Raw genomic sequence first — 12,806 nt, 5'->3', positions numbered from 1 at the left:
GCACCGGATAGGTGGCGCGAACGGCCAGCGGGGATCGGGCGGCATCAGCGAGCGATCACGAGCACTGCACGCCGTTCAATGTGAAGCCGCTCGCCGCTGCGGCCTGGCCGTTGGCCTGGTAGCCGACCGTCACGCTCTGGCCAGGTGCGAGATCGGGACTCCAGCCCGGCGCGGTGGCGGTGACCGTCGATCCGCTCTGCGTCACGGTCGCGTTCCAGCCGTTGGTGACGGTGACACCGGACGGCACGGTCCAGGCCGATCGCCAGTTGTTCGCGGCAGAGGACCCGGTGTTGGTGATGGTCGCCTCGGCGGTGAAGCCGCCCTGCCACGAGTTGGTGATCTTGTGCGCGGCGCGGCACGAGACGGGACCCGGATTCGGGCCCGGATTCGGATCGGGGTTGGGAGTGGAGCCGGAGGTCGTGAACGAGAACGAGTTCACCGCCAGGCCGGGTCCGCCCTGCCACGGCTCGAACCCGAACTGGACGCTCGTGAGGTACCAGGAGCTCTGGACCTGGCCGCGGCGCACGGCGTCGTTCGCGAACTCGGTGAGGTTCAGGTTGAGGGAGTTGGTGGTCTGCTGGCGGACGTAGGAGATGACGTTCCAGCCGATGTTGCCGACCCAGACATCCCATCCGGTACCGGCGAGGGACGCGGTGCCCACCTTGCTGCCGATCGGCTGGGGCGGACCCTGGTGGCTGCCCCAGATCATCAGCTCCGCGCCGGTGTTCTGGCCGGACTGGTTGGGGTTCGGGTCGAACCAGAGGTCGTAGGAGGCGTTCCAGGAGCCGCTCGCCGTGCTGTAGGCGACGCTGGACGAGAGCGCCCCGAACCTGTTCACCTGCAAGGGAAGTCCACTACCGCTGGAGCAGTTGCCGTAGTGGCAGCCCGCGTAGATCGACGGGTAGGCGGCGGGCGCTCCGTTGGTCGGCACGTTGTGGCTGCCGGAGGTGATGGCGAAACCGTTGTCGGAGACGCTGATGCACTGGCCGTCGCTCGCACCCCACTCGTTGTTCTGGACGACGTAACGGCCACCCTGGATCTTGGTCGAGCCGAACTTCTCGCAGATCGTCGTGGCGGCAGCGGCCTCTGGCGGACTTGTGGCCACCACCAGACCCGCCACGGTCGTGACGGCGGCCAGCAGCAGTACCACCGGCCGGAGGGTTCGAACACGCATGGCGAACAACTCCTTTGTTGATCGGGTGAGGGGTGACGCGTCCCGGCAACGGTCGTGCCGGGACGCGTCAGCACCGGCCTCCTAGCCGAAGAGCTCCGCGTGCAGCGAGAACGCCGTCGCGATCTCGGCCTGCGCCCAGAACCGGTGGTAGGTGAAAGCCGGAGCCGGACCGCCGTCGAGGTAGCGCTGCACCTTCGGCCAGTCCGGGTCGTTCTTGTAGTAGGACCGGATCGACAGGAACGTGGAGTTCTGGTCGATCTTGTCGCCGTTCGGCATGGTGCCCGTCCAGCCCGGCGGCACGTACACGCCCTCGCCGGTGGTGGCGTTGTACTTGTCGTCGAACCGGCTGTAGTCGGTCCGCACCTCCGGCACGGCGATGCCCTTGGCGTCCTCGTGCGACAGCAACGCCGTCAGGAGACCCTCACCCGTGGTCCGCGCCGGGCCGTCGCCCGACTTGGCCGCGTAGTTGAGCAGGGTCTTGGCGAACGACGCCGCCACACCGACGTCCTGGCTGGAGTTGAGCACCTTCACCCGCAGGTTCGCGTTCGCGCCCGGTGAGGCCGGGTTCCAGGTTTCCGGTGCACCGGTCCACTCCAGGTCGGACGGGATCTGGAAGGCCCCGTTCGCACCGAGCGTGGTGTTGGCGAGCGCCCACGGCACCCACTTGTCCAGGATCTTCTTGGCCCGCGGGTCCCCGGTCTTCTGGTAGAGCGCGGCCGTGCGTTCCATCTGCCACACCTGGAAGCCGAACCACCGGTTCGACGGCGGGTCGCGCCACACCGGGTGCGCGTCGTAGAACATGCCGTAGAACGTCGGCGTGCCGGCGGGAGGCTTGCTGTACGAGCCGTCCCAGCTGTTCGTGACCCCACCCGCGATGGCACCGTCGGACGACTGCAGCCACTGCAGCAGCTCCAGCTGGCGATCCATGCTCTTGGCCCAGTCCTGTTGACCGGTGGCCGACTTCGGCTTCAGCGAAGGCACGTTGGCCAACGCGTACGCCGCCAACGGGTTCTGGTAACCCTGGTGCGAGGCACCGTCACCGATGCGCCACGCCCAGCCGGCGCTCGTGTCGGTCGCGCCGCCCCACGCGTAGTACCAGGACATCAGGTAGTGCTCGCTGTCCTTGCCGGTCGCGGCGGGGCACGTCGCGGGGCTGGTGCAGTCGCCGATCTTCTTGAAGTACTTGTCGAACATCGCGTACCTCAAGTAGTCGCCCATCTTCGCGGCCTTCGCGAGCTCGGGCGCGATCTGGGACTGCTTGCCCTGCTCACTCGCCCACTGCTCGGCGAACATCGCCACCTGCACCGCGCGGGCGTCCGCGTCCGGCGCGTTGGTGTACTTCCACTGCTTGGCGTAGGACTTGTCCTTGGTGAACAGGTCCAGGTAACCGTTGGGGCCACCGTGCTTGAACGTGTCGCAGGACGGCTGCGGGATGGTCTCCCACACCGACTCCGACGAGCCGCGCTGGTAGGTGTTGATGTAGGACGGGGCCGTGGTGCCGTCGCCGCACCGGCCGAAGCCGAGGGTGTTGTCGACGTCCAGCAGCCAGTGCATGCCGTAGATGTCGTCAGTGCCGTACGCGGCCTTCAGCTCGGCCGCGATCGGGTCCTGTCCCACCGCCACACTGCTGTCCAGTTCGGACGGATAGCCGGTCATCCTGTCGTGCTCCGGCGCGTACGTGGCGGGCTTGGCCGCGTTGTACTTGTCGTTGGTCGGCTGGTCCGCCTTGGCGGGGATGATGAACTTCTCCATCGACGCCCACGCGGACTTGAACGGAGCCCAGTCGCCGCTGATCTTGCCGTAGCTCGCCTCCAGCCACAGGTAGTAGCTGAACGCCTCCGAGGTCGTCTGGTGCCCGTGGTCGGGCGCCTCGACGTTCAGCGTCTCCACCGCGTGGTACGGCACCAGCAGGTCGCCGAACCTGCGGAAGTAGCCGCTGGCCGGATCCTTGATCTTGTTGTACTGCACCAGGAAGGCCTCCTGGAACTTCGGCGTGGTCGCCGAGATCTCCTTGGCCGTCACCGACGCCGCCGTGTAGCCGGGAGCGGTGGCGGAGAAGACCGCCGTGGCCAAGTCACCGCCGTTGGCCGCAGAGGTGACGGTGACGTTCTGCGCGGTGTTCCAGTCGGCCGTGGTGAACGTGAGCGACGTCGGCGCCGCGGTGAGGTCCGCACTGCCCGACGAACGGGCGACCGCGACGGTCACCGGCGACGACGGCTGGCTCGCCAGCGTCACGCCGAAGGTCGCCTTGTCCCCCTGCTTCACGCTGATCGTCGCCGGCGAGGCCACGATCGCCGCCCCGGCCAGCACCTTCACCGGCACGGGCGCTGTCGTGGTGACGGCACCGAGGTTGTCGGTCGCGCGCGCGGCGACGGCGTGGTCGCCGACGGACGCGCTCGTCCACGATCCCTCGTAGGGAGCGGTCGTGTCCGTGGAGAGGACGACGCCGTCAGCGAGGAACTCGACCTTCGACACCGTGCCGTCGCTGTCCGACGCGGTGGCCGCGAGCGGGATCGACTGTCCACTCTGGAAGGACTGACCCGCCGCCGGCGAGGTCACCGACACCGACGGAGCCCTGTTGGCGCCGCCGCACGACACCCCGTTGACCGCGAAGTCGGTCGGTTTGCCGTTGGCCGCCGCACTTCTCGTGCCCTGGAAGCCGAAGGCGACCGAGCCGCCGGTGCCGATGGTGCGGTTCCAGTCGACCGGAGTGACGCTGACCTTGGCACCGGACTGGGTGTGGTTGCCGTTCCACAGGTTGGTCACCTGCTGTCCGTCCGGGAACGTCCAGCTGAGAGTCCAGCCGTTGATCGGGTCGCCCTCGTTCTTGATGGCCACGTCGGCGACGAAGCCTGAGCCCCAGTCGCTCGTGATGCCGTAGTTCACCGAGCAGGCCACCGCGGCTTGCGCGACGGCCGGCATCACCGCCGCCAAGACGATCGCGGCCGCGGCCAGGGCGACGGGCCCACTGCGCAACCTTCCCGCTCTGGTCCGGTACCTCATTCGTTCCTCCTCCGTCACGGGTCAGCCGTTGACCCGTGGGCTTGGATTCGGCGCGGGACGCCTGCGCACGCCGAACGGCCCGCGCCGAGGTTCGAAGCTGTGCAGCTGCTTGGAATGGGTGGGCGGAGTGGCCGCGCAAGGCGTTACCGCTCTCGACACCCGCAGATCTGGGAGCGCTCCCAGAAACGGACTGTAACGGACAGGAAACCTCACCAAAAGAGGGCCGGGGCGCAATTTGCGCCAAATGCTCACATCGAGCGCACAGATGTCCGCCAAATACACCTTTGACCTAGGCCAAAGAGACCACGAACGTGCCGGTGGCACCCAAAGCGGTTCACATACCTGAAGGCCATCCAAGCCTGAATCGATACGAGCACCAACGCTCGCACGACCATTCAGGCGATAGCCGGTCAGGCGGGTTCACACCTGAGAACCATTAGATTCGGCAACGAACTTTCTTAGGGCCGTACAACTCAATCGCACTTACGTCTTTCAGCCCAATTCGCTCGTCCCTCGACGCAGATCAAGCAAATGTATCCGGGGCGTTACCTGTCACCGAAACGGTGCAACACCACGCGCCGTTGACCCACACAAAGTAACTTGCACTTGCAAGGAAATCGTTACACGTTATGCGCCCGCGACAGATCTGATCCCAAAGCACCACGCAGCGTGCAAAGTCGACGATCGCTCACAGGTCCTTCGTTGTTCGACGAACCCTTTCTCAACCGGTCTTGGCTGGTTACTGTCCCGACCTCACTGGGAGCGCTCCCAGATCAGCCCCAGCAACGATGCTGTGAGGACCCCTCATGCGATCAAGGAACCTGGTGCGCGGCGGATCAGCCGTCGCGGCACTGACGCTCTGCACGAGCGCGCTGGTACTGGTGGGCAACCAGGCCAGTGCGGCAGCCGGGTGTTCGGTGGACTACCAAACCAACCAGTGGGACACCGGCTTCACCGCGAACGTCACGGTGAACAACCTGGGTGACGCGATCTCCGACGACTGGACCCTGGAGTGGGACTTCGGCGGCGACCAGCGGATCACGAACCAGTGGAACGCCACGATCACCCAGTCCGGCCGGCACGTCACGGCCAAGAACCCGGACTGGGCAAAGGGTCTGACGACCGGCGGGTCGCACAGTCTCGGCTTCCAGGCCTCCTTCTCCGGCACGAACGACAAGCCCACGAGCTTCAGGCTCAACGGCAGCGCGTGCACGGGCGGCCCAGTCGAGACCACGACCACCACGACGACAACCACCACCACCACGACCTCTGAGGACCCCGGGAATCCCGACGGGCACGTGGCGAACCCGTACGCGGGCGCGACCGGCTACCTCAACCCGGACTACGTCGAGCAGGTCGACACCCTGGCGGCCGGCACCGGTGGCGCGCTCGGCACGGCGATGCGCAAGGTGGCGCAGAACTCGACGGCCGTGTGGATGGACCGCATCGGTGCGATCACAGCGGGCCGCGGCCTGCGCGGGCATCTGGACGAGGCTCTGCGTCAGCAGGCCGCGGCCGGTCGGCCGCTGGTGTTCCAGGTCGTCGTCTACGACCTGCCCAACCGCGACTGCTCGGCACTGGCCTCCAACGGCGAGCTCGAGGTGAGCAAGAACGGCCTGGCCCGGTACAAGGCCGAGTACATCGACCCGATCGCGGCGATCCTGGGCGACTCGAAGTACCGCGACCTGCGCGTCGTGGCGATCATCGAGCCCGACTCGCTGCCGAACCTCGTCACCAACACCGCCAAGTCCAAGTGCGCGGAGGCGAAGTCGAGCGGTGCGTACGTGCAGGGCATCCAGTACGCGCTGAACAAGCTGAGCGCGATCTCGAACGTCTACAACTACCTCGACATCGCGCATTCGGCCTGGCTGGGCTGGGACAGCAACATCGTGCCGGCCGTGCAGCTGTACACCGACGTGGTCAGGGGCACGACGAAGGGCTTCGGCAGCGTCGACGGCTTCGTCTCCAACACCGCGAACTACACCCCGGTCGAGGAGCCGAACCTGACCGACCCGATGAAGACCGTCGGCGGCCAGCCGCTGAAGTCCGCGAAGTTCTACGAGTGGAACCCGTACTTCGACGAGGCCGACTTCGGTGCCGAGCTGCACCGGCGGTTCGTGGCGGCGGGCTTCCCGAGCGGTATCGGCATGCTGGTCGACACCTCCCGCAACGGCTGGGGCGGGGCGAACCGGCCTGCCGCGGCCACCGGGTCCACTGTGGACGACTACGTGAACTCCGGGCGCGTCGACCGGCGTCTGCACCGCGGCAACTGGTGCAACCAGACCGGCGCGGGCATCGGGGCACGTCCGCAGGCTTCACCGCGGCCGAACTTCGACGCCTACGTCTGGATCAAGCCTCCGGGTGAGTCCGACGGCATCGCGACCAAGACGAGCGGTCCGAACGAGGAGGGCAAGCAGCACGACCCGATGTGCGACCCGGCCTTCCGCGGCGACCAGCAGGCCAACGGCGGCAGCCTCACCGGCGCGATGCCGGACGCACCGCACGCCGGAGTCTGGTTCCCCGCCCAGTTCAGGTCTCTCGTCGAGAACGCCTACCCGGCGCTGTAAGGAGATACGTCGCATGCGCAACAAGGCCGTTGCGAGCGGCGCGGTGACGGCGACACTCCTCGTGGGTGTCGCCGCCCTCGCCGCCGGGGGCAGCGCTCAGGCCGCCCCGTCACCGTTCTACGTGGACCCGGACACCAGCGCGGCCAAGTGGGTCGCGGCCAATCCCGGTGACGCCAAGGCATCCGTCATCCGGGAGCGTCTCGCGGCCACGCCGCAGGCCCGGTGGTTCACCACCACCAACACCGCAACCGTGCGGGGCGAGGTCGACGCCTTCGTGGGCGCCGCCGCGGCCGCCGGCAAGATCCCGATCATGGTCGTCTACAACATCCCCAACCGCGACTGCGGCGGCCCGAGCGGTGGCGGCGCACCGTCGCACGACGCCTACCGCGCGTGGGTCGACCAGGTGGCGGCGGGCATCGCGGGTCGTCCGGCGGCGATCGTGCTGGAGCCGGACGTGCTGCCGCTGATGTCGAACTGCCAGTCGGCCGACCAGCAGAACCAGACCAAGGCATCGATGGCCTACGCGGGCAAGAAGCTCAAGTCGGGTTCGGCGCAGACCAAGGTGTACTTCGACATCGGCCACTCGGCGTGGCTCTCACCGGGCGAGGCCGCGGCACGGCTGCGCGCGGCCGACATCGCCAACAGCGCCGACGGCATCGCCACCAACGTCTCCAACTACCGGTTCACCGGTGACGAGGTGTCCTACGCGAAATCGGTGCTGAACGCGGTGGGCGACGCGCGGATGAAGGCCGTGATCGACACCAGCCGCAACGGCAACGGGCCGGCGGGCAGCGAGTGGTGCGACCCGGCAGGACGGGCGATCGGCACGCCGAGCACCGACCAGACCGGCGACGGTCAGATCGCGGCGTTCCTGTGGGTCAAGCTGCCCGGCGAGGCCGACGGCTGCATCGCGCCGGCGGGCCAGTTCGTGCCGCAACGCGCGTACGACCTGGCGGCCGCGGGCAACTGGCAGCCGACCACCAGCACGACGACGACAACTACCAGCACGACCACGACGACAACCACGACGAACCCGCAAGGGCCCGGCACGTGCAAGGTGACGCACAAGGTGGTCAGCTCCTGGTCGTCCGGTTACACCGGCGAGATCGTCATCGAGAACGGCGGCCCGGCCGTCGACGGCTGGACGCTGACGTTCTCCGCGCCGGGAGTGACCGTCACCCAGGGCTGGAACGGCACCTGGACCGACACGGGTGACACCGTGCGAGTCCAGAGCGAGTCCTGGAACGGCGGACTCGCGACCGGCGGTACCGCGACCATCGGGTACAACGCGAGCTACACCGGCGGCACCCCGCCGTTCCTCTCCCCCGCCCTGAACGGCAAGGCGTGCGCCTGAGCCGCGACCGGCCCTGATCGCGTGGCCTCTCCGGTCCGCCTCACCGGAGAGGCCACGCCCATTTTCGCGTTCGCGGGCAGCATCGGGTCACGTCCGAGCGGAAGTCACTTCTGAAATCGATTTACTCCGCTATTCGACACAATTCGACTCGAATTCCATCGACATGTCTCGACCAAATTGAACGGAAGGTTCTTCCGCATTCAATGCAATCGTCGTAACCTGCTGAGACGAAATCGGCCCGTTCGGGCGAACAGACCTTGGTTCGTTCGCCGGAAAACGTCATGGCGCAGAGGAACGATGAGACGCCTTTACGATGCCGTGAGTGCCAGGCACCTGCTGCTCACCGCCATTGTCCTGATCAGCGTGGCGAGCGCGTGCGGGAACGGCGGCCAGGACACGTCCCTGGCCACGACGGCACCGCCGGACCCTCCCGCGGCCATCGAACCGCCCGACAAGCCGGCCATCGCCGTGACGGTCCAGAAAGTCGTCGACGTGCGGACGGTTCAGCTCTCCGACGGCGAGGAGATCAAGATCAAGGGGCTCGCCGCACCGGACGAGTGCTGGACGGAAGCGGCCACCACGTTCGCGAAGACCATGCTGCTCGACAAGCCGGTGGACACGACACCGGCCGGCTCACTTCGACTGGCGGACGGCACCGACTACGCGGTCCTCGCCGTCGAGCTCGGCATGGTGCGCAGTGAGGCACCCGACGACCAGCTGCTGCAGGAGGCGGAGACGACCGCCTCGGCCAAACGGCTCGGCCGCTGGGGACCTCCCTGCGTCCAGCCCGGCACCGCGACACCGCCTCCGGCGACGCGTGCTCCCACCACGCCCGCCCGCACCACGACGACCGGACCGAGGCCGGTCACCGGCTGCTCGGTCGCCTACCGCGTCACCAACACCTGGCCCGGCGGGTTCCGCACCGACGTGACCATCGGCAACACCGGCAACACCGAGATCACCGGCTGGACGCTGCGGTGGACGTTCGCCGACGGTCAGAGGGTCTCCGAGATGTGGAACGCGACTCCGAAGCAGACGGGCGGGGAGGTTCTCGCCACCGCCATGCCGTACAACCAGGTGATCCCTCCCGGCGAGACGCTGCTGATGGGGTTCACCGGGACCAGCGGCGGCACCAACTCCGCCCCACGCGCCTTCAGCCTCGACGGCCACGCCTGCACACTCGTCTGAGCTTCCACTCACGGTCTAGACCATGGCGTGGAGCCAGTCCCCTCCTGGCGCGATGATGGTCGCTCCCTGCCTCCGTGTGGAGTTGGCCATGAGACTTCGACGTTCCACCCTGGCGGTGGCGGTCAGCGCCGCCGTCTCCGCGGGCCTGTTGGTGTCAGCCCCTACGAGCGGGGCTGTTGTCGTTGGTGCGTCGAGAGAACTGGTGAGTGCCGCGTCCGGCAGGTGTCTGGAGGTACCGGGCGCGAACTCCGCCGACGCGGTTCAGTCTGCCATTCGGGACTGCGCCGGCGACGCGAGCCAGCACTGGACGTACACCTCGGCGAAGGAGTTGCGGGTGACGGTCGGCGGTGTGGTGAAGTGCCTGGACGTCCGGGGCGGCGGAACCACCAACGGCACCGCGGTGCAGACCTACCGGTGTGCGGGCAACACGAACCAGCAGTGGACGTTCGACACGGAAGGACAGATCAAGGCCGCGTCCTCGGGCCTGTGCCTCGACGTGCAGGGCGGCGCGACCGCGAACGGCACCAAGGTGCAGTTGTGGACGTGCCGGACGGCGGGCATCAACCAGACCTGGGTGCAGCGGACCCTGAACCGCCCGGCCGGTGTGCACTTCCAGGACGACGGCACCATCGAGGGCTGGGACCGCGCCTACGAGCAGAAGAGCGGCGTCATCCGCAACGTCACCTCGCCGGTGTACAAGGGCGGTACCGCGATCGAGACGACACAGACCTACGTCAACGAGACCGGCGGCTACCACTCCGAGACCGTCGCTCGGGGCGCCCAGCGCCTCGGCGAGGACCGCTACTACGGCCAGGCCGTCTACCTGCCGGCGAACTGGCAGTGGCACAACCAGAACGTCACCTTCCAGCAGTGGTCCACGGAAGAGCCGGCAGGGCCCTGGTTGTTGATGTTCGTCCAGAACGACGAGATCGTGTGGTGCTGCGGCAGCACCAGGGGCAGCGTGAAGATCACAAATCTGCGCGGTACCTGGATACGGCTCGTGGTGCGGATCAAGCTGGCCACGACGTCCACCAACGGCGCGTTCGAGGTGTGGCTCAACGGCACCAAGGTGTTCAGCCGGGTCGACATCGGCCTGACGACGTCCGACGGAGCCAGGACGATCCGCTGGTCGTCCGGCATCTACGCCACCGCCTGGCGCGACAGCACTCCCGCCGGGCCGAGCGTGCTGACGATCTTCCACGACCACGCCCGGATCGCCGGCTCCTACGCTCTCGCAGAACCCGCCAACTGGTAGTCGAGCGGCTGGGCCGAGGTCACACGTTGCGCAACTCCGTTGTGCGAAAGCCGTGCCAGCCGAGCGTGCTCGCTCATCGCCTCAACGGCAACGTGGCGGTGAGCCGGAACGTGTCGTCATCACACCGCACGAACAGGCTTCCTCCGGACACCGCTACACGTTCCCGGATCCGCGCGAGCCGGGAACCTTCGACGGCGGCCCCGGTCGCCACGTCCACGACCAGCCGATCGGCGCGGAACTCCACCGTGACGATCGCCGCTCCGACCACATCGGACAGTCCATCCTGGACGATCCGGTAGACGGTGAGCTCGTGACACGCGTGCAGTCCGTGCGGTGTACCGATCCGGACCAGGTCAACGCATGCCCCCGCCGCCCGCGCGACCGCCACGAGCTCGTCGACACCGCCCAGATCCGGCTGCGGCGCCCAGCCCGCGTCGTGCGGCAGGCGCAGCACGTCGAGCATGTGCCGCATCTCCGCCAACGAGTCGCGCGCGGTCCGCTCGATCACCTCGATCGCCTCGTTCGTCTGGCCGGGGTCGTCGAGCGACCTCGCCACGCCTGCGCGCACGAGGATGAGCGCCAGACCGTGCGACACGATGTCGTGCAGCTCCCGCGCCATCCGGTCGCGTTCCACCAGCGCCGCGTCCTCCACGCACACGTGCTGCTTCTCCTGCTTGCGGCCCCTGCCGGCGAACCGCCCGAGCACGTTGCCCACACAGGCGAACCCCATGACGGCTCCTCCCCCGAAACAACGCGGTGGGCGGGACTTGGAGTCCCGCCCACCGCCTGTCATCGGTGTCGTGTTCAGTTGTGCGGAGCGTTCCGCCTGCGCCGCGCGAGCATCGCACCCAGCGCCACCAGGCTCAGCCCGGCGAGGCCGATGGGCAGCGGGTCACCCGCACCGGTGTAGGCCAGCGAGTTGTCGGCCTTCTCCGACTTGGGCGTGATCGCCTTCGGCTCCTCGACGGCCTTCCGCACGACCTCGGCGGGCACCTGAATCGCCTGCTTCACGTCTGCGGACCCGTTGGCCACCGTCTGCTCGGTGGCCGTCGGCTCGGCAACCGTCGGCTCGGTGACCGTCGGCTCGGTGTCGGCGACCTCGACCGTTTCCACGGCCTCGACAGCCTCGACGGTCTCGAAAGGCGTTCCCGTGATGTACTCGACGACCACGGGCACGACGTACTCGGTGACCGTGACCGGCTGGAGCTCCGGCGTGATCGTCTCGACCGTCTCGACCACGGTCACCCCCGGACTGGTCACCTCGGACTGTGCCGGCTCGCCGAGCAGACCCTGCAGACGGTCGAGGCCGTCGTTGATCTCCTTGACCAGGGCCGCCCCGAGCTGGTCGAGGAACGGCGTCTCGTCAGCGGTGGACGGCTCCGGGGTGACCGGCTCGTCCTCGACCTGGTCGAGCACCTTGTCCAGCTCGTCGAGACCGTCGCTCGCACTGTCGACGAGCTTGTCGAGTCCGTCCAGGACACCGGTCACGCCCTGCTCGATCGCGTCGTCGACCGGGTCGCGCTTCGGCTCGTCCTCGATCTGGTCGAGCACCTTGTCCAACTCGTCCAGACCGTCGCTCGCGCCGTCCAGCGCGCTGCCGACACCGTTGATCAGCTTCGTCGCGCCATCCACGATCGCATCGGTCACCGGGTCCTGGCTGGGCGCCGGAGCCACCGGCTCGTCCTCGATCTGGTCGAGCACCTTGTCCAACTCGTCCAGGCCATCGCTCGCACCGTCGAGTGCGCTGCCGACACCGTTGATGAGCTTGGTCGCGCCATCCACGATCGCATCGGTCACCGGGTCCTGGCTGGGTGCCGGAGCAACCGGCTCGTCCTCGATCTGGTCCAGCGCCTTGTCCAACTCGTCCAGACCGTCACTTGCTCCGTCGAGCGCCTGACCGACACCGTTGATGAGCTTGGTCGCGCCATCCACGATCGCATCGGTCACCGGGTCCTGGGCGGGTGCCGGAGCAACCGGCTCGTCCTCGATCTGGTCGAGCACCTTGTCCAACTCGTCCAGGCCATCGCTCGCACCGTCCAGCGCCTCACCAACACCGTTGATCAGCTTCGTCGCGCCATCCACGATCGCATCAGTCACCGGGTCCTGAGCGGGCGCCGGAGCAACCGGCTCGTCCACAACCTGGTCCAGGCCCTTGTCCAACTCGTCCAGACCATCGCTCGCACCGTCCAGCGCCTCACCAACACCGTTGATCAGCTTCGTCGCGCCATCCACGATCGCATCAGTCACCGGGTCCTGAGCGGGCGC

At 67.8% G+C, this 12,806-nt stretch carries 8 protein-coding genes; 4 read left to right on the top strand and 4 right to left on the bottom strand.

Annotated features, from left to right (window positions below):
* Positions 1 to 55 precede the first annotated feature (55 nt).
* Both ABZX92_RS42550 and ABZX92_RS42545 read right to left on the bottom strand, forming a co-directional pair.
* On the bottom strand, positions 56 to 1,174 hold the full coding sequence (locus ABZX92_RS42550) for a cellulose binding domain-containing protein (RefSeq protein WP_355571313.1): 1,119 nt from the start codon (positions 1,172 to 1,174) through the stop codon (positions 56 to 58).
* A gap of 81 nt (positions 1,175 to 1,255) precedes the next feature.
* Positions 1,256 to 4,177 (bottom strand): glycoside hydrolase family 48 protein, encoded by a 2,922-nt coding sequence (locus ABZX92_RS42545; RefSeq protein WP_355571311.1) that lies wholly within the window; start codon positions 4,175 to 4,177, stop codon positions 1,256 to 1,258.
* Positions 4,178 to 4,983: 806 nt separating this feature from the next.
* Here ABZX92_RS42545 and ABZX92_RS42540 point away from each other — a divergent pair.
* The 4 genes from ABZX92_RS42540 (at position 4,984) to ABZX92_RS42525 (ending at position 10,541) form a co-directional block, all read left to right on the top strand.
* Complete coding sequence (locus tag ABZX92_RS42540; protein ID WP_355571309.1) at positions 4,984 to 6,744, top strand: glycoside hydrolase family 6 protein; 1,761 nt, start codon at positions 4,984 to 4,986, stop codon at positions 6,742 to 6,744.
* Between the two features lie 13 nt (positions 6,745 to 6,757).
* Positions 6,758 to 8,098 carry a glycoside hydrolase family 6 protein gene (locus ABZX92_RS42535; protein ID WP_355571307.1) on the top strand — a complete coding sequence of 447 codons (1,341 nt, stop codon included), beginning with the start codon at positions 6,758 to 6,760 and terminating at the stop codon, positions 8,096 to 8,098.
* A gap of 297 nt (positions 8,099 to 8,395) precedes the next feature.
* A complete protein-coding gene (locus ABZX92_RS42530; protein ID WP_355571305.1) occupies positions 8,396 to 9,286 on the top strand; it encodes a cellulose binding domain-containing protein in 891 nt (296 codons plus the stop codon).
* 88 nt (positions 9,287 to 9,374) lie between these two features.
* Positions 9,375 to 10,541, top strand: coding sequence for an RICIN domain-containing protein (locus ABZX92_RS42525; RefSeq protein ID WP_355571303.1), 1,167 nt, complete (start codon positions 9,375 to 9,377; stop codon positions 10,539 to 10,541).
* A gap of 73 nt (positions 10,542 to 10,614) precedes the next feature.
* On the opposite strand, the gene ABZX92_RS42520 is transcribed toward ABZX92_RS42525, so the two are convergent.
* Positions 10,615 to 11,271 (bottom strand): histidine kinase, encoded by a 657-nt coding sequence (locus ABZX92_RS42520; protein WP_355571301.1) that lies wholly within the window; start codon positions 11,269 to 11,271, stop codon positions 10,615 to 10,617.
* Between the two features lie 74 nt (positions 11,272 to 11,345).
* A partial coding sequence (locus ABZX92_RS42515) for a hypothetical protein (RefSeq protein WP_355571299.1) occupies positions 11,346 to 12,806 on the bottom strand: 1,461 nt, incomplete at its 5' end.

This window comes from Lentzea sp. NPDC006480, from assembly GCF_040611995.1.
GTDB lineage: Bacteria > Actinomycetota > Actinomycetes > Mycobacteriales > Pseudonocardiaceae > Lentzea.
This window is presented reverse-complemented; position numbering and strand designations above follow the sequence as displayed.